Below are 17,321 nucleotides of genomic sequence, written 5' to 3' on the forward strand. Positions count from 1 at the left end.
ATTTGTATATTATTCGGATTCGGAATCAACAACTTCTACATTGATGTCGTCAACAACAACATCTTCGTCTTTTTTCGGATTAACCTTGGCATCAACCTGAGCCGCAACCGCTTCCTTAAACGCTTCAATCTCAGCCTCTAAAAACTCCGACTGACTTTTGAGCATAATGATTTCTTCGCATGTTGCCTCAAGGTCATCCTGACTGACTTCACCGCCGTCATAAACAGCAAACTGAAGTTTGCCGTATTTTTCGTATGCTTTGGCAAGCTTGGTCTTTGTATCAAGAAGTTCTATTCTTTTACGGGAAATTTCTATTGCCTGTGCACTCTTTTTGGCATATTCCTTTGTTTTGTTGATGACTTCGTCAATAGAACCATTCTTTTTTGCGTTATTGATAGCTTCGTCAACAGAATTCAATACATCGTTAAAATTTCGCATAACTACACCTCTTTGATATCATTATATTACAATATGTAATTTAATGCAATACCAAATGTGATTATTAGTGAAATTTGTACATACTGTCATAAGTGTATCTATACAAATTTATTCACTATAAAAATCAATTATACCTTTTTTGCGTGATAAAACCTCTTCAAAATTGTTGAGGTACTCATACGGATACTTATAATTATATATTCTTTCAATATGAGCAGTTTGCGGATTTTTGAGTTTTGTGACCGCTCCTGCACCTGCGGCAAGCACCGTATGCGTTTCGTCCATCATAAAGACATTATATAAACAATCAAAGCCGTCTTTTGCATAACCGACATTTTCAAGGTTGCCGAGTGACTTGCTTTGACGGTACATATAGTACGGATTATAGCCGTTTTCAATCATAGTTTTGTATGAATAATCCACCATTTTTGAAGCGTTGCTACGCTCGGTCAAATCGAAAAATTCATTTTCGGTACACAGGAAAGCGGCGGATTTCAGCGCCAAATTGTGCACCGTGATACTTTCGGGAGCAAGCGACACGGCTGTGTCAATGCTTCGTTTGAAACTCTCCGGAGTGTCGGTATTAAGCCCTGCGATGAAGTCCATATTGATATTATCAAACCCAATCTTGCGTGCAAGTTCGTAGGCTCCTACCGTTTGGGAAGAAGTGTGCCGTCTGCCGATTGCGTTTAGCACATCATCATTGCAAGTTTGCGGATTTATGCTTATTCTTGACACATGGTGCGACATAAGAGCGTTGAGTTTTGCCTCTGTCACGGTGTCGGGTCTGCCTGCTTCAACCGTGTATTCCCTCAAAGTTGACAAATCAAAATTGCCCTCAATTGTTGAAAGAAGCATATCGAGTTGTTCGGCAGAAAGAGTTGTGGGAGTTCCGCCGCCAAAATAGATTGACTCAAGCCTCAATCCGAGGTCGTTTGCAATTTTGCCGATATGCACAAGTTCCTTACAAAGCAGTTCAACATACGGAGCAATCAAGTCCTTTGCATTTACAATGCTGTGTGACACAAACGAACAATAGGAACATCTGCTCGGACAAAACGGGATTGACACATAAAGCGAAAACGAATTGTCACGAGATAGTGCGATTATCTTATTTTCCCGTTTCATAACAGACAGAGCAAGGTCAATTTTCTTCTGTTCCACCTTGTCGGACAGGAACTTTTTGACCGCATTGTCAACACCCATTTTTTCAACAGTTGAGTGCATAAGCCTTGCAGGACGGACTCCGTAAAGTATTCCCCAAGGGAGTGTGTAGCCTGTGAGTTCGCTCAAAGTATCATAGAGCAAGATTGACAACGAATGAGTTACATCGTCATTTTCTTTGAGCTCATATGTTTTTTCGAGCAACCGTGAGTAGGCTTTTACTCTGACCGAAAGGAGATTATTTTCTTTTTTGGTTTCTATCACAACATTATCGTCGCCGTCAAACTTCAGCTTTTCCAAAGGGAAAAACATAACTGCGATTTTTTCTGTGTGATAGGATGCGTTGTGGTTTATATTCTTAATTATCATAAAATCATTTCATATACGGATTGTTTTTTCGTTCAAAATCAAGTGTGGTAAGGTTGTTATGGCCCGTATACACTTTGTAGTCGCCGTCAAGAGCCTTTAACTTTTGGAGTGACGACATCATTTGTTCGGGAGAGCCTGACGGAAAATCCGTTCTTCCGCAGGAGCAATAAAACAAAGTATCTCCCGAAAAAATGCAGTTTTCTGCAATATAGCAAACGCTGCCCAAAGTGTGCCCCGGAGTTGACATAACTTTTATCACGGTGTCGCCAAGGGTGATTTCGTCACCGTCAGAAACAATAATATCAGCCTCAACATCATTTTGAGGAGCATTGCAAAACGCCGCAAGAGAAAGCTTTGAAGATGAGAGCATAGGCTCATCCTCGCTGCTGATGACGACCTTTGCGCCGTACTTAGCCTTTGTGTCCCTTGCACCGATTATATGGTCAAAATGGCCGTGGGTCAAAAGTATATATTTAAGGTCGGTATCACCGATCATATCAATCATTTTTTGACTGAATTCGTTGCAATCCACCAAAGCGGATTGATTTGTTTTTTCATCAATAATCAGACTGCAATTATTATCCATTGAGCCGAATTTTTCGCTGATAACTTTCATTAATGAAGCTCCTTTGAATCAAGAAGAATAGTGACAGGACCGTCATTGAGAAGTTCAACCGCCATATCTGCGCCGAACTCACCTGTTTCCACTCTTGAAACGCCTGCGTCTTTCATTCCCTGAACAAAATATTCGTACAGAGCATTCGCAATATCAGGCGGAGCGGAATTGATAAAAGACGGTCGTCTGCCGTGTGAACAATCGGCAAGAAGCGTGAACTGCGACACAACAAGTGCCTCGCCGTTTACATCGAGGAGGCTTTTATTCATTTTGCCGTTTTCATCTTCAAAAATACGAAGAACCGGCACTTTTTTTAGGAGTTTTTCTGCGTTCTCCTCTGTGTCACCCTGCTGTACGCCCAACAAAATCATAAAACCTTGGTTGCACGCTCCGACAGTTTCTCCGTCAATTTTTACACTTGCATATTTTACTCGTTGAATTACTGCTTTCATATTTTTCTCCGAAATTATATTTTACTGGTCGCTTCTCTCAATAAGATAAACACCGTCTATCTTGTTAAGAAGCCTGATAACTGCGTCAAGATGTTCCTTATTATTTACTGTAATTGTTATCGACGTAAGGCAATTGCCGTCATTGATAGGACGGGCGTTGATTGCGTTCATCTTGACATGGGCACTTGCTATTGTGGTTGTTATATCAAGCACCATTCCGTCACGGTCGATAGCATAAATGTTGAGAGAACTGCGAGCTTCAACCTTGATGTTGCTGTCCCAATGAGCTTTTATCCAGCGTTCAGGCTCGGCACAGTTTTCCAAATCGACAGGCACATTTTTACAGTTTCTGCAATGAATTGTTAAGCCGTGACCTCTTGTAATAAAGCCGATGATTTCCTCACCCGGAAGCGGATTGCAACACTTCGCCATATTGATAAGGCAGTTGTCGATACCCTCAACAACAACACCGCCCGATGACTTCGGCTCACGGTTAACCTTAGATACTGTATTGGTTGTTTGTGCAGGAGCAGGAGCTTTTTCTTTCCAATTACGGTTATATTCATCCTTAATGCCCGGCATAAGACGGGTAATCTGCACACCGCCGTAACCTATTGCGGCATAGAAATCCTCTACGCAGTCAAAATGCTGACGCTCCGAAATTTTCTTGACGAACTCTTCGTACTTGTCGCCCTCAAAACGAATATAATTCTTTTTGAATTCGTGGTCTAAATCCTGTTTACCCTGAACAATATTTTCATCTCGTTTTTCTTTTTTGAACCAAGCACGGATTTTTGAGCGAGCCTCACCCGTTTTTACAATCTTTAGCCAATCTCTTGACGGACCTTTACCCGGTTGTTTTGAAGTGATAATCTCAACAACCTGACCTGTGCGAACTATGGTATCAAGCGGCACAATTCTACCGTCAACCTTTGCGCCGACCATTTTGTTGCCGACCGCCGAGTGAATTGCATAAGCAAAGTCGATAACAGTTGAGCCTTTTGGAAGCGACTTTACATCGCCTCTCGGAGTGAAAACATAGATTTCGTCAATAGAAAGGTCGCCCTTTATTGACATAACCATATCTTCGGCATTGTCGGCAGAGTCGCCATTTTCAAGCACCTGATGAATCCATTGAAGCGAGGTGTCAAAATTATCCTCTCCGCCCTTACCGATTTTGTATTTCCAGTGAGCTGCGATACCGTATTCAGCAGTGCGGTGCATTTCCCAAGTACGAATTTGAATTTCAAAAGGAATACCTTTTTTGCTGAGAACGGTGGTGTGAAGCGACTGATACATATTAGGCTTAGGGGTTGAGATATAATCCTTAAATCTTCCCGGAAGCGGAGTGAACATATCGTGAACTATACCGAGAGCGTTATAGCAATCAATCATAGAATCCACAATAATACGAACAGCATAAATATCATAAATTTCATCAAAAGTTTTACCCTTAATATAAAGTTTACGGAAAATACCGTGAACGGATTTTACTCTTGATGTAATTTGAGCACCCGGCATAATCGGCTCAATTTTTTTCTTGATTTGAGCCTTGATTTCCTCAAGAAATTCCTTGCCCTCATTCTGCTTCATAGAAAGAGAGTTCTCGATTTCCTTATAAGCATAAGGGTCGAGGTAGCGAATTGCCAAATCCTCAAGTTCTTCTTTAACCGCACGGATACCGAGACGGTGAGCAATCGGAGCATAAATCTCGAGAGTTTCAAGTGATTTTTCTCTTTGCTTATAAGGAGGCATATGCTGAAGAGTGCGCATATTATGAAGTCGGTCGGCAAGCTTGATAATGATAACTCGAACATCCTGATTCATCGCAATGAACATCTTGCGGATATTCTCTGCCTGCACTTCCTCCTTGGTAGAAAGCGGAATTTTACCGAGTTTTGTTACACCGTCAACAAGGACGGCAACATCCTCGCCGAAAGTTTCACGAATAAACGGAAGGTCATATGTTGTGTCCTCAACAACGTCGTGAAGAAGCGCACCGATGATGCACTCGTTGTCCATTCCGTAATCAAAGAGAATTTTTGCAACGGCAACAGGGTGCATAATATACGGTTCGCCCGAACGGCGACGCTGATTTTTATGCGCTTCATATGCCAACTTGTAAGCCTTTAAGATAAGCTCGCTGTTATAATTCGGATTCTTTTTTACTTCCTCAAAGAACTCGTCAAACTTATCGTCATAATCCTCTAATTTTATTTCTTCTTTTTTATCTTGTGTTGTTTTTACTTCTTCACTCAATGTTCAATCTTCCCTTCAAAGCTTTAAGAATCGGAGTTTCTTCAAGATTTACTTTTTCTTTAACAATATTAAGGGTTATTCCTTTTTTATAATTTATCAACCCACCCTGCGAAAATGCCTTGATTGCAAACATAAGTTTGCCATAGGTCACTTTGTCCTGAAGCCTGAAATACAGACTTTCAAGCGAATAAGGGTAGCCGTTATTTTTCTTCAAATACTTATAGACAAGGGCACATTCTTCTCTTGTGGGATAAAGAGATTTGTCCACCCTGCCCATGTATCTGTACAAATCATACAGCGATTTTTCGGCAAAATACTTTTCCTCATCAAATGACGAAAGACGGATGTCAACCGCCTGCACAGACAAATACATTTTGCCGTTATAAGCGTTTTTGCTCACCTTGACAGCCAAATTCAGTTCATCGCCCGATTTATACGGAAATTCACTATACGGTGTTGAAAACTTGACAACACGGATTTTTGTATCTTTTTTCTGCAAATCAAGGCGAATATGCTTGCCCTCGCTGAGCGGAGTAACGCTCAAAAGTTTCAATTTGTATATTCCGAAAACTGCCTGCGGATTGCCGGTGCCGTAAGGTTCAAGCACCGACAGAGAGTCAACAAGGTCAACATTGAGATATGACGGTGCAAGCTTGAAATCAAGAGTGAGTTCACCCTGTGGCATAACAGGATAATTTTTTATTGCAAACTCGTTTATATCAGCCGAAAACTTTTCTATCATATCCTCATTGAGGGTGATACCTGCCGCCATAGGATGACCGCCGAACTGAACCAAATCATCACTGCACGCAGACAATGCCTCAAAAATATTGAAACCCTCAACACTTCTTGCAGAGCCTCGTGCAACGCCGTTTTCATCAATACCGACAATGAATGTCGGCTTGCCGTATTGCTCCAAAATGTGAGCCGCCACAATGCCGATTACTCCGTGGTGATATCCTTTTCCTGCCACAACAATAACAGGAGATGACACAAGCCGTGGATTCTTTTTAATCTGCAATTTTACATCATCAATAATCTCTTGCTCGATTTTTTGACGATTTGCATTTTCTTCGTCAAGGCTATTGCAAGCGGAAACAGCCTCCTGTGCATTATCGCAAAGAAGAAAATCAACCGCTCTTTTTGCGTCACCCATTCTGCCCATTGCGTTAATTCTCGGACAAATCTGAAACGCTATATCCTGCGAAGTGAGAGCATTTGAATTTCTACCGATAAGCGGTGCAAGCGACTTGCGAGGATTGGTGTTCAACTTTTGAATTCCTCGACGGACAAACGCTCTGTTTTCCTCTTTTAAAGGCATAACATCGGCTATTGTGCCGATTGCAACAAGGTCAATATAGTTTTCAACAATTTCCTCAATGTTATCCTCGTCCATTGCAACAGCAAGTTTGAACGCAACACCGACTCCGCAAAAATCACGGAAATCCATCGTGTTTTCCTCTCTGTGAGGATTGACAACAGCCTCCGCAACAGGAAGCCTGCCGTCCGAAAGTTGATGGTGGTCGGTTATCACAAGTGACATACCGAGTTCATAAATATGCTCCGCCTCGTCAAATGCGCTGATTCCGTTGTCAACGGTTATAATCAAGTTTACGCCCCAAGAGTCGATAGTGTCGATTGCAGACATATTCAAACCGTAACCCTCTTTGTCACGGCTCGGAATATAGTAGCAAACATCCGCCCCTTTATTACGCAGAAAATCCACAAGCAAAGTTGTGGATGTAACACCGTCGCAATCGTAGTCGCCGTAAACACAGATTTTGTCGCCGTTTTCTATCGCTTCACTCACGGTGAAAACAGCCTCGTCCATATCTGCCATATCAAACGGAGATGACAGCATAAATTCGTCTGCCATAAAGTTGACAACATCCAAGTCGTCAACAATTCCCCTTGATACCATCAAAAATGCAACAAATGGGTCAATATTAAATTTTTCGCTGATTTGGGAGGCACGCTCCTTGTCAGCCTGTCTGATTACCCATCTTTTAATCGCCATTATGAATTCTTGTCTACCTTATGAAATTTCTTTAAATTGCCCGCTTTTTCAGCACGCTTTTGAAGAACAGCCTCGACGTCTTCAACGCTGATTCCCTCATTCACCATCATAACAAGTGTGTGATAAATAAGGTCGCAAATCTCGCCGACTGTTTCTTCCTTAACTCCGTTTTTTGCGGCGATAACCATTTCTGTGCTTTCCTCGCCGACTTTTTTCAAAATCTTATCAAGTCCCTGTTCAAAAAGATAGCAAGTGTAAGAGCCTTCCTCTTTTGCATCTTTTCTTGCAAGGATTGTTTCGTAATCGTTTCTGATATAGTCCATATTTTCTCCTGTCAATCCGCTTTGTTAAAATCTATATTGTTAAAAAAGCACGAGTGATTTCCCGTGTGGCAAGCAGCGCCTGTTTGCACAACTTTGATGAGCAAAGTGTCATCATCGCAATCGCCTTTTATATCGGTGATTTTTTGCAAATGTCCCGATGTTGCGCCCTTGTTCCAAAGTTTCTGTCTGCTTCTTGACCAAAACCAAGTGTAACCTGTTTCAATAGTTTTTTGCAGAGATTCCTTGTTCATATAAGCCAGCATAAGCACCTCGCCCGTTGACTCCTCTTGAACAATTGCAGGAATAAGCTCGCTCTTTTTAAAATACTTGTCCAAATCCATCATTTGCAAACCTCCACAGCCTGTCTTAAATCCAAAGTGCCTTTATAAATCGATTTTCCGCAAATCGCACCATAGAGATTTTTATCCCTCAAAGCCACAATATCATCAATATTTGTGACACCGCCCGAAGCTGTTATATCGCAAGAAACCGCTTCGTTGAGTGCTGTAAGCTGTTCAACATTCGGTCCGCTGAGCGTACCGTCCTTTGAAATGTCGGTATAAATAATGGTCTTAACGCCCATTGCCTCCATCTGCTTTGCAAGGTCGATGTAATGAGTGTCCGAACCTTCCGTCCAACCCTCAGTTGCGACAAAGCCGTTTTTTGCATCGATTCCGACTGCGATAAGTTCGCCAAATTCCTTAACCGCCTGTTCCACCAAATCAGGATTTTTGAGGGCAACAGAGCCTAAAATCACTCTTGAAATGCCGTTGTTCGCATAAAAATCAATGTCTGCCATTGTGCGAATACCACCGCCGATTTCTACCTTGAGCGGAGTTTGAGCGGCAACATCAACAAAGGTTTGAGAGTTGACCCTTTCTTTTTTTAGTGAGCCGTCAAGGTCAACCATATGCACCCATTTTGCACCTGCCTGAACAAAGCCGTTTGCGGTTTCAAGCACGTCATCCGCAACCTGCTCGGCTGTTGCAAAATCGCCCTTGAACAGTCTTACAGGCTTGCCGTCTATAATATCAATAGCGGGAAAAATAATCATTAAAGCACTCCTTTTGTTGACAAAACAGAGCCGTCAACATTTTTTGAAACGGCAATTTTCATTGCGTGAGCAACTGCCTTGAAAATCGCTTCAATCTCGTGGTGAGCATTTGAGCCGTAAAGCACATTGATATGAAGTGTGATACCGCCGTTTACGGCAAAAGCACGCCAGAACTCCTCTGTTACGCAGGTTTCGTAATCACCGCAGTTCTCCTGCTTAAAATCTGCATTGAACACCAAAAACGGACGGTTTGAAATATCAAGCGACACCTGTGCAAGACTTTCGTCCATAGGAATGAAAAACGAGCCGTAGCGTTCAATTCCGCTCATATCGCCAAGCGCCTGCTTGAACGCCATACCAAGCACGATGCCCGTATCCTCAACGGTGTGGTGAGTGTCTACAACGAGGTCACCGTTTACCGTAAGTTTCAATCCGAATCCGCCGTGAACGGCAAAAGCTGTGAGCATATGGTCAAAAAAGCCGATGCCCGTTGAGATGCAAACCTCTCCGCCGTCAAGGTTCAGTTCCGCCTTAATCTGTGTTTCTTTTGTGTTTCTTTCTACTGATGCTGTGCGCATAATTTTATCCTTTTAATTATCTAAAAAATCGTTTATGTACAAAAAAGTTAATTATTCAAATCGAACTTTGATTGAATTTGCGTGAGCCGTAAGCCCCTCTGTTTCAGCCAATTTGATAATATCGTCCTTTGCCTCGTGAAGCTCGGCAGGGGTGTAATAGATGAATGACGACTTCTTTACAAAACTGTCTACACCCAAAGGTGAGAAAAATCTTGCAGTGCCCGAAGTCGGCAAAACATGGTTTGGACCTGCAAAATAATCACCGAGCGGTTCAGGTGAGAAATTGCCGAGGAACACCGAACCGGCATTGTCAACCTTGCCGATATATTTAAGCGGTTCGGTTACGCAAAGTTCAAGATGTTCGGGAGCAAGCTCGTTTGCAAAGTCGATTGCCTGCATAACATCGTCACAAACAATGATTTCGCCGTAATTTTCAAGGCTTTCACGGATGATTTCCTGACGCTCAAGGTCTTTGACCTGCTTTTCAATCTCGTGAACGGTTGCTCTCGCCAAATCAATTGAAGTGGTGAGCAAAATTGCAGAAGCCATTTTGTCGTGTTCTGCCTGTGACATAAGGTCGGCAGCCAAAAAAGCAGGATCCGCCGTCTTATCGGCAACAATAAGAATTTCGCTCGGTCCTGCAACCATATCAATGTCAACCACACCGTAAAGAAGTCTTTTTGCGGTTGCAACAAAAATATTACCGGGTCCGACAATCTTGTCTACCTTTGGGATTTTTTCCGTTCCGTAAGCAAGTGCGGCAACAGCCTGTGCACCGCCGACAAGGAATACTCTGTCTACCCCTGCAACAGCAGCGGCAGCCATAATATTAGGGTCGGGATTTCCGTCGGTTGCAGGAGGAGTTACCATAATAATTTCCTTTACTCCTGCAATTTTGGCAGGCACTGCATTCATCAGAACAGATGACGGATAAGCCGCTGTGCCGCCGGGAACATAGATGCCGACTCTGTGAAGTCCACGAACTCTCTGTCCCATAATAACTCCGCTGTCCTTGGTGGTCATCCAAGACTGTTGAGCCTGACGGAGATGGAAATCATAAATATTATCCTTTGCTTTGATTATGGCAGACTTGAAGTCATCATCTACCATATTGAGGTATTCCTGAAGTTCATCTTTTTCTATAACAGTCTTTTTAGGAACACCGCCGTCAAAACGAACCGTGAATTCTCGAACGGCGTCATCACCGTTCTCCTTAACCTCATTTATAATATTTGAAACGATAGCAACGATTTTTTCGTCAGTTTCGTCAATTCTTTTTTTCAGATTTTCCATAACGGCATATTCTGCCTTGCCGTTTGCCTTTGTAATTTTCATCTTTTTCTCCTATCAAACACGGGACGCAAGTTCCAAATCGTTCAAAAATTCTTCTATTTCAGTCTTGCGAAGCTTCATTGAAGCCATATTTACAATCACTCTTGCGGAAATCGGGAAAATATCCTCAACAACCTCAAGACCGTTTTCTTTCAAAGTTGAGCCTGTTTCAACAATATCAACAATGCCGTCTGCAAGCCCCAAAAGCGGAGCAAGTTCAACGCTGCCCTCAATCTTGATAACCTCAACATCCATACCCTTTGATTCAAAGAATTCCTTTGCAACCTTTGGATATTTTGATGCAACGGTTTTTCGCTTATAACCCGAAAAGAAATCTGTCCCCTTTGGGCAAGCAAGGGCAAATTTGCATTTGCCGATGTTCAAATCAATAACCTCATAAAAAGATGAGCCGTGCTCAACGATTGTATCCTTGCCGACAATGCCGATGTCACACACGCCGTGCTCAACATAAGTGATTACATCTGGTGCTTTTGACAGCACGGTTTCGTATTTATCCACAGGGAGAATAAGCCGTCTGCCCTTATTTTCAAGTTCCTTTGTGTCAAGTCCCATAGTCTTGAACAGTTCAACGGTTTTTCGCTCCAATCTGCCTTTTGTGAGAGCAATACGGATAGGTCGTTCAACATTGATAACCTCGTGCATAGCCTCGCACAAAGCAGTCACCTCAACAGCAAAGCCGATAGCCGGAGCAGGCATACCGAATTCGCCGAGAAGATTGTCATATCTACCGCCTGAAAGAACTGAAATGCCCGAACCTTCGGCGTAGCCGTGAAATATAATTCCCGTATAATAATTTGAACGATTTACAAGACCGAGGTCGAGAATGATGTAATCTTTCAATCCCTCATCACATAGCCTGTTGTAAACAGTTTGAAGATACAACAAAGCCTGTTGAAATGCAGAATCGGAATATAGTTTTTTTGCTTCATCAATAACAGATGCATCGCCAAAAAGACGAGGCAATCTGCGGATTACTCTTGTTTCGGCGGTGTCACCGATTTTATCGAGCAAATCACCGAGAGCCGCATAGTTCTTTGACTCGATAAAGTTGACAACATCCGCTCTGTCATTTGGCGAAATATTCATTTTGCCGAGAACGACATTGAAAAACGCCGCATTGCCGAGTTCAAGTTTAAATGAATTGAGGTTGCATTTTTTCAGGCTTTCAACCGCCATTTTGACAATCTCTATATCCGCATCAAAAGAGCCGTCACCGATGAGTTCAACACCGCTTTGAGCAATCTCACTCGGTCTGCCTGCCAAATCCTTTGCCCTGACGAAAACAGGCTGACTGTAATACAACCTGACAGGAAGCTCCTCATCGTGCAACCGTGTTGCGACCATACGGGCAATAGGCATAGTGTTGTCGGGGCGAAGAACGGTTGTTCTGCCCTTTGAATCAGACATTTTGAACATCATCTCCGATTCAATGCCGACATTGTCGCTTTTAAAAACATCGAAGTATTCAATAGCGGGAGTAATTACCTTTCTGTAATTATTTTCCTTGAACAAAACAGAAAGTTCGTGTTCGACCCGTCTTCTGTCGTCGCACTCCTCAAACAGATAATCTCGGCTGCCCTGCGGAGTAATCTTTGAGTATCTTTTCATAATAATGTGTGATATTTCCGTGGAAATACCGTCCTTTCCTATAGTTCACTTTAGTACGCTAATATGCTAACATAATAAAGCACACTTGTCAAGTAAAAATCAGAACAAAGAAATCTGTGTTGTTTCGGGCAAATCACCGAGAGCACCTGCCGCACGAAGTGCATCAACAACCGATTTGCCGACACCCGGCTCATTTGCAAGGTCATCGGAAGCAACGAAGCCGTCAGGATTTCGTTGAACAGCGTCGGCAATAGCCTGTGCCGCAGTTTCTCCGATGCCGTCAATAGCAGAAAACGGAAGTCGAATTTTTCCGTCCTCGATTTTATAAACTCGCCAATCGGATTTATTAAGGTCAACCGGCAAGAATTCATAACCACGGGCAAGCATCTCAATTACAATCTGCAAAACAACATATTGAGATTCCTCTTTGGCGGTTGCCTCATTGCCCTTTAACTTGATTTCATTCATCTTTCGTTTTACGGCGTCCTTGCCTTGAACAGCCGCAACGGCATCAATTGCACCGCCACGAACGGTGAAGAACGCACTGTAAAATTGAACGGGATAATAAATCTTATACCACGCAATACGAAGTGCGGCAATAACATAAGCCGCAGCGTGAGCCTTAGGGAACATATATTTGATTTTATAGCAGGAATCAATATACCACTGCTCAACGCCGATGGTTTTCATTCCCTCCTCATAAGGCGGAAGCTCTTTTGGTGCTTTACCCTTACGAGTGTATTCCATAATTTTGAAGCAATCCTTTTTTGTAAGAGGGGCTTCTTTGCCTGTTTTTCTTTCGTACGCTTCAAGTTTATGGATGAGATAAGTCATAATATCGTCACGGCATCCGATAACCTCTGAAATGGTGCAAGTGCCATTGTCAATAAGTTCTTGTGCATTGCCGAGCCAAACATCCGTGCCGTGTGACAAGCCTGAAATTTGGAGCAAGTCGGCAAATGTTTTTGGCTGAGCCTCCATGAGCATACCGACAACAAACGGTGTGCCCATTTCAGGAATAGCAAGTGTACCGGTAGGGTTATCAATATCTTCAGGTGAAACGCCAAGCGGTGCACAAGAAGTTATAAGTTCATACAGCTTCGGGTCGCTCAAATCAACATCCATAACAGGAATACCCGTTGAATCTTCAAGGTATTTATAAAGTGTCGGATTATCGTGTCCGAGTTCGTCAAGCTTTAAAAGTGTGTCGTGAAGTGAATTCTTAAAGTCGAAGTGAGTTGTGTATGTACCCTTTTTCTCATCATTTGACGGATACTGAATTGGTGTGAAATCCTCAACCGTGTACTTATCCGGCACAACAACCATTCCGCCCGGGTGCTGACCTGTTGTTCTTGTAATCTTGCCCTTGTCAATGAGGGTTGCAAGTCGCTCAACCTCGGCTCTCGGAATTGTTGAGAGCATACTGTTACTTTCGGCAAGATTTTCCTTTGCCTTTTCAACACGCTCACCTGTGTATTTATCTCGCTCACGGAAATAATTAAGAACATATCCGTATGCGGTTTTTTCTGCAATAGTGGACATTGTACCGGCTTTGAACACATATTCCTTGCCGAACAAAGTTTCGGTAAATCTATGAATTTGACCTTGAACCTCACCTGAGAAGTTAAGGTCGATATCAGGCTCTTTGTCACCGTCAAAGCCAAGGAAGGTTTCAAACGGAATTTCGTGACCGTCACGCTTCATCGGTTCACCGCAAACAGGACAGTCCTTTTTTGGCAAGTCAAAGCCCGAGCCGTATTCACCGTTGAGGAAGAACTCGCTATGCTTGCATTTTTTGCAATAATAGTGAGGTGCAAGAGGGTTAACCTCCGATATACCGCCAAAGTGGGCGGCAAGAGATGAACCAACAGAACCTCTTGAACCAACCAAATATCCTCGTCTTTCGCTTTCCTCAACAAGACGCTTTGCGATTACATAAAGCACGCCGTAGCCGTGAGAAATAATTGAATTAAGTTCTCTTTCAAGGCGGGAAGCAACATATTCGGGAACAGGGTCGCCGTAAAGTTCTTTTGCGGTTGTCCAGCACTTTTCGGTAAGTTCATCATCAGCACCCTCAATGTAAGGCTGATAAGTTCCCGGAGGAATAGGCGGAAGTTTGTCCTGAATCATATCGGCAATCTTGTTTGGATTGTCAACAACAAATTCCTTTGCTCTGTCGCCTGCCCAAGCAAAGTCCTCAAGCATTTCATCGGTAGTTTTGAAATAGAGCGGTGCCTGATTGTCGGCATCGTCAAATCCCTTTGATGCCATAACAATAGCACGGAGCTTTGAATCTTCGGGGTCAAGGAAATGAACGTCACCCGTTGCAACAACAAGCTTTCCGAGTTTATCGGCAAGTTCAATAACCTTTTTGTTGATATTAATCAAATCTTCTTCGGTGTTAACTCGCCAATAAGGATTGTATTTCTGCTCGCCCCTCTTAGTCGTTGTGTACTCTTGGTCGCTTGTGCGGAGCATAAATTCATTGTTTCCGTTTGGCTGAATTTCCAAATAATCATAGAATTCCGCCAATTTCAAGAGTTCATCATCCGACTTTCCTCTGAGGATAGCCTGAATAATCTCGCCCTGTTCACAAGCAGAGCCAATCAAAATATCCTCTCGCTTTTCGGCAAGCATAGTTTTCGGAATAAGCGGACGTTTTTTAAAGGTCTTTACATTTGAACTTGAGATAAGCTCGTACAAATTTTTTCTGCCTCGGTGAATGATTCCATCCTCCGGCTCGTCCATAACAGGTCGCCAATTTTCGTCAAGTCGCATAGGCATAGAATTGTCCGCCTTGACAAGAAGAATAATGTGGTGACGCTGGAAATCCCTCGGCTTCATATTCATAAAATCAGGATAAAGGGTGTCGTCAACCAAATATCCCTCCATACCGAGAATAAGTTTTATGCCCTTTGATTTTGCGGTGGCGTATGCTTCCGGTAAAGCCTGAACAACACCGTGGTCGGTGATTGCAACAGCCTTGTGCCCCCACTTTGCCGCACGCTCAACGAGTTTTGAAACAGGAGTCATGCCGTCCATTTCAGACATAGAGCTGTGCATATGGAGTTCAACTCTTTTTTCTTCGGCATTATCCTGCTTTTCAATTTTCTTGATTGACTCGATATGATTCGGCATAATAATATATTCATTAATATATGTATCGAGTTTGTAAAGTCCGCTGATGATAATTGTTTGGGCAGACTCAAGATTTTTGATAATCGGGTCAATTATATTCCTTTTTTCAAAGATTTTAACCGACACGGAGGATGTTTGGTCTGTGATACAGAAAGTTAAAATTCGGGAGTCGCCACGCTTTGTGTCACGAACATCAAGGTTGAAAATATCGCCCCAAACGGTTACAAAGCCGTCATCAGGCATAACCTCTTTGATTGGCTTTGGCAAATCCTTGATAGGTCTTCCCATAATCTGCTTGCGTGTGTCGGCATAAAGCGGCAAATCTCCAAGCTGAATGTGAGGAACATATTTTTCCTTTTCAGCTTCTTCTTTTGCCTTTTCTGCCGCCTTTGCTTCTGCTGCCTTGCGAACAGCCGATTCCATATCAAAGGTTTCAACCTCTAAAAATGAAACATCGTCAAGGTCAACGCCAAACATATCATACACGGCACGAATAATGTCTTTATTAACATTTTGAGCTTCAAGCAAATCTTTTCCGCCGTTTTTGAGGCAAACGGTGAGAATATTATCCTCGATTTCGGCATCGGCATTGTCAAAAAATCCATTAACAACGGGATTGAGTGCACCGATTTTTGAAAGCACAACAGGTACGGTTTCCGTGCTGAAAAGACTGCTTGGATATTTTATATTAATTTCAGCATTTTCAAGCTGAAGATTTTTTACAAGTGATTTTTGAATACGCTCAATAACTGAATAATCAACGGTTTTGTCAAGAAAAACACCGAGTATGAGCCTACGCTCCTCACGGTAAACGGCAAAGCGAGTTATTTCGCCGCTGCCGACAACCGCCAAATCGTCGCCGTCAATATATTGAGAAAAGTAATCGTATATTTTCGCCATTATAGTTTGTCTATCTCTTTCATCAATTCGTCTAATAATTCATTTTCAGGAACTTTGCGGAGAATTTCGCCTTTTTTGAAAATGAGTCCGCAACCGTCACCGCCTGCAACTCCGATGTCTGCCTCTTTTGCTTCGCCCGGACCGTTAACAATACAGCCCATAACAGCAACGGTAATCGGCTTTTTGCAATCACGAAGACGCTCCTCAACCTGCTTTGCAAGACCTACAAGGTCAATTCTTGTTCTTCCGCAGGTCGGGCAAGAAACAAGATACGGACAATCGGTTTTAAGACCAATTGCTTTCAAAATATCCTGTGCGGCATAAACCTCTTTCACAGGGTCATCCGTAAGGCTTACACGGATGGTGTCGCCGATTCCGTGAGTGAGAAGTGAACCGATACCAACAGCGGATTTGATGATGCCCATACGCTCTGTGCCAGCCTCTGTTACACCGAGGTGGAGAGGATAATCGCATTTTTCTGCGGCAAGTTCATAAGCCTTAATCATAGTGTTTACATTTGACGACTTGATTGAAATCACGATGTCATCAAAATCAAATTTTTCAAGAAGTGAAGCGTGAAAAAGTGCGGACTCCACCATAGCTTCTGGAGTCGGAGAGCCGTATTTTTCAAGAATATGCTTTTCAAGCGAACCGCTGTTTACACCGATTCTGATAGGAAGTCCCTTTTGTTTGCATATATCGGCAACAGCCTTTACTCTGTCCTCAGAGCCGATGTTGCCCGGATTGATACGAATCTTATCTATTCCTCTTTCGGCGGCACCGATTGCAAGTCTGTAATCAAAATGAATATCGGCAACAAGCGGAACGGTAGTTGCATTTTTGATTGGTTCAATAAGCGCAAGAGCCTCCTCATTCGGAATAGCAAAGCGGATGATTTGGCATCCTGCCTTTTCAAGCTCAACTGCCTGCTTTACAGAGCCGTCAATATCTGTTGACGGAACATTGAGCATACTTTGCACCAATACAGGGCTGTCGCCGCCAAGAAATGTGTTGCCTACTTTTATTTTTTTAGAAGTTCTCATAATCATCAC

The 17,321-nt window shown here is 42.9% G+C and carries 14 protein-coding genes and 1 pseudogene; all 15 read right to left on the minus strand.

The features are described 5' to 3' along the window. Nucleotides 1-9: 9 nt before the first annotated feature. The gene (locus Q0E03_RS05080; protein WP_297130003.1) at nucleotides 10-438 is read right to left on the minus strand and encodes a hypothetical protein; all 429 of its coding nucleotides are present in this window, start codon (nucleotides 436-438) and stop codon (nucleotides 10-12) included. A gap of 108 nt (nucleotides 439-546) precedes the next feature. Then, nucleotides 547-1,971: a coproporphyrinogen dehydrogenase HemZ gene (gene hemZ / locus Q0E03_RS05085; RefSeq protein WP_297130005.1), complete on the minus strand. Its 1,425-nt coding sequence runs from the start codon at nucleotides 1,969-1,971 to the stop codon at nucleotides 547-549. 4 nt (nucleotides 1,972-1,975) lie between these two features. After that, entirely contained in the window at nucleotides 1,976-2,587 is a 612-nt protein-coding gene (locus tag Q0E03_RS05090; RefSeq protein WP_294835811.1) for an MBL fold metallo-hydrolase, read from the minus strand. Beyond that, a complete protein-coding gene (dtd, locus tag Q0E03_RS05095) occupies nucleotides 2,587-3,039 on the minus strand; it encodes a D-aminoacyl-tRNA deacylase (protein ID WP_297130007.1) in 453 nt (150 codons plus the stop codon). The genes Q0E03_RS05090 and dtd overlap by 1 nt, the downstream gene beginning before the upstream one ends. 21 nt (nucleotides 3,040-3,060) lie before the next feature. Further along, complete coding sequence (locus Q0E03_RS05100; RefSeq protein ID WP_297130009.1) at nucleotides 3,061-5,298, minus strand: bifunctional (p)ppGpp synthetase/guanosine-3',5'-bis(diphosphate) 3'-pyrophosphohydrolase; 2,238 nt, start codon at nucleotides 5,296-5,298, stop codon at nucleotides 3,061-3,063. Beyond that, entirely contained in the window at nucleotides 5,291-7,315 is a 2,025-nt protein-coding gene (gene recJ, locus Q0E03_RS05105) for a single-stranded-DNA-specific exonuclease RecJ (RefSeq protein ID WP_297130011.1), read from the minus strand. Before recJ ends, Q0E03_RS05100 begins: the two co-directional genes overlap by 8 nt. Further along, nucleotides 7,315-7,638, minus strand: coding sequence for a phosphoribosyl-ATP diphosphatase (gene hisE, locus Q0E03_RS05110; RefSeq protein ID WP_273338959.1), 324 nt, complete (start codon nucleotides 7,636-7,638; stop codon nucleotides 7,315-7,317). The genes recJ and hisE overlap by 1 nt, the downstream gene beginning before the upstream one ends. Nucleotides 7,639-7,649: 11 nt before the next feature. Next, entirely contained in the window at nucleotides 7,650-7,979 is a 330-nt protein-coding gene (gene hisI, locus Q0E03_RS05115) for a phosphoribosyl-AMP cyclohydrolase (RefSeq protein WP_297130385.1), read from the minus strand. Beyond that, the gene (gene hisA, locus Q0E03_RS05120) at nucleotides 7,979-8,692 is read right to left on the minus strand and encodes a 1-(5-phosphoribosyl)-5-[(5-phosphoribosylamino)methylideneamino]imidazole-4-carboxamide isomerase (RefSeq protein WP_297130012.1); all 714 of its coding nucleotides are present in this window, start codon (nucleotides 8,690-8,692) and stop codon (nucleotides 7,979-7,981) included. Before hisA ends, hisI begins: the two co-directional genes overlap by 1 nt. Further along, the gene (gene hisB / locus Q0E03_RS05125; RefSeq protein WP_297130014.1) at nucleotides 8,692-9,270 is read right to left on the minus strand and encodes an imidazoleglycerol-phosphate dehydratase HisB; all 579 of its coding nucleotides are present in this window, start codon (nucleotides 9,268-9,270) and stop codon (nucleotides 8,692-8,694) included. Before hisB ends, hisA begins: the two co-directional genes overlap by 1 nt. Nucleotides 9,271-9,321: 51 nt before the next feature. After that, on the minus strand, nucleotides 9,322-10,605 hold the full coding sequence (gene hisD / locus Q0E03_RS05130; RefSeq protein WP_297130017.1) for a histidinol dehydrogenase: 1,284 nt from the start codon (nucleotides 10,603-10,605) through the stop codon (nucleotides 9,322-9,324). Between the two features lie 12 nt (nucleotides 10,606-10,617). Then, nucleotides 10,618-11,265: an ATP phosphoribosyltransferase gene (hisG, locus tag Q0E03_RS05135; RefSeq protein WP_294835883.1), complete on the minus strand. Its 648-nt coding sequence runs from the start codon at nucleotides 11,263-11,265 to the stop codon at nucleotides 10,618-10,620. A 6-nt stretch (nucleotides 11,266-11,271) separates the two neighbouring features. Beyond that, nucleotides 11,272-12,231: pseudogene (gene hisZ, locus Q0E03_RS05140) on the minus strand (ATP phosphoribosyltransferase regulatory subunit); the annotation flags it as partial. Nucleotides 12,232-12,330: 99 nt separating this feature from the next. Continuing rightward, the gene (locus Q0E03_RS05145; RefSeq protein ID WP_297130019.1) at nucleotides 12,331-16,269 is read right to left on the minus strand and encodes a PolC-type DNA polymerase III; all 3,939 of its coding nucleotides are present in this window, start codon (nucleotides 16,267-16,269) and stop codon (nucleotides 12,331-12,333) included. Continuing rightward, nucleotides 16,269-17,312: a flavodoxin-dependent (E)-4-hydroxy-3-methylbut-2-enyl-diphosphate synthase gene (ispG, locus tag Q0E03_RS05150; protein ID WP_297130021.1), complete on the minus strand. Its 1,044-nt coding sequence runs from the start codon at nucleotides 17,310-17,312 to the stop codon at nucleotides 16,269-16,271. The genes Q0E03_RS05145 and ispG overlap by 1 nt, the downstream gene beginning before the upstream one ends. Nucleotides 17,313-17,321 lie beyond the last annotated feature (9 nt).

The sequence above is a fragment of the uncultured Eubacterium sp. genome, assembly GCF_934525195.1.
In the GTDB taxonomy this organism is placed as follows: Bacteria; Bacillota; Clostridia; order Oscillospirales; family Acutalibacteraceae; genus Eubacterium_R.

What these genes read in the sequence shown, in the direction of transcription:
- Q0E03_RS05080 (WP_297130003.1), bottom strand. Translation starts at nt 438, where the DNA reads ATGCGAAATTTTAACGATGTATTGAATTCTGTTGACGAAGCTATCAAT.
- hemZ (WP_297130005.1), bottom strand. Translation starts at nt 1,971, where the DNA reads ATGATAATTAAGAATATAAACCACAACGCATCCTATCACACAGAAAAA.
- Q0E03_RS05090 (WP_294835811.1), bottom strand. Translation starts at nt 2,587, where the DNA reads ATGAAAGTTATCAGCGAAAAATTCGGCTCAATGGATAATAATTGCAGT.
- dtd (WP_297130007.1), bottom strand. Translation starts at nt 3,039, where the DNA reads ATGAAAGCAGTAATTCAACGAGTAAAATATGCAAGTGTAAAAATTGAC.
- recJ (WP_297130011.1), bottom strand. Translation starts at nt 7,315, where the DNA reads ATGGCGATTAAAAGATGGGTAATCAGACAGGCTGACAAGGAGCGTGCC.
- hisE (WP_273338959.1), bottom strand. Translation starts at nt 7,638, where the DNA reads ATGGACTATATCAGAAACGATTACGAAACAATCCTTGCAAGAAAAGAT.
- hisI (WP_297130385.1), bottom strand. Translation starts at nt 7,979, where the DNA reads ATGGATTTGGACAAGTATTTTAAAAAGAGCGAGCTTATTCCTGCAATT.
- hisA (WP_297130012.1), bottom strand. Translation starts at nt 8,692, where the DNA reads ATGATTATTTTTCCCGCTATTGATATTATAGACGGCAAGCCTGTAAGA.
- hisB (WP_297130014.1), bottom strand. Translation starts at nt 9,270, where the DNA reads ATGCGCACAGCATCAGTAGAAAGAAACACAAAAGAAACACAGATTAAG.
- hisD (WP_297130017.1), bottom strand. Translation starts at nt 10,605, where the DNA reads ATGAAAATTACAAAGGCAAACGGCAAGGCAGAATATGCCGTTATGGAA.
- hisG (WP_294835883.1), bottom strand. Translation starts at nt 11,265, where the DNA reads ATGCACGAGGTTATCAATGTTGAACGACCTATCCGTATTGCTCTCACA.
- Q0E03_RS05145 (WP_297130019.1), bottom strand. Translation starts at nt 16,269, where the DNA reads ATGGCGAAAATATACGATTACTTTTCTCAATATATTGACGGCGACGAT.
- ispG (WP_297130021.1), bottom strand. Translation starts at nt 17,312, where the DNA reads ATGAGAACTTCTAAAAAAATAAAAGTAGGCAACACATTTCTTGGCGGC.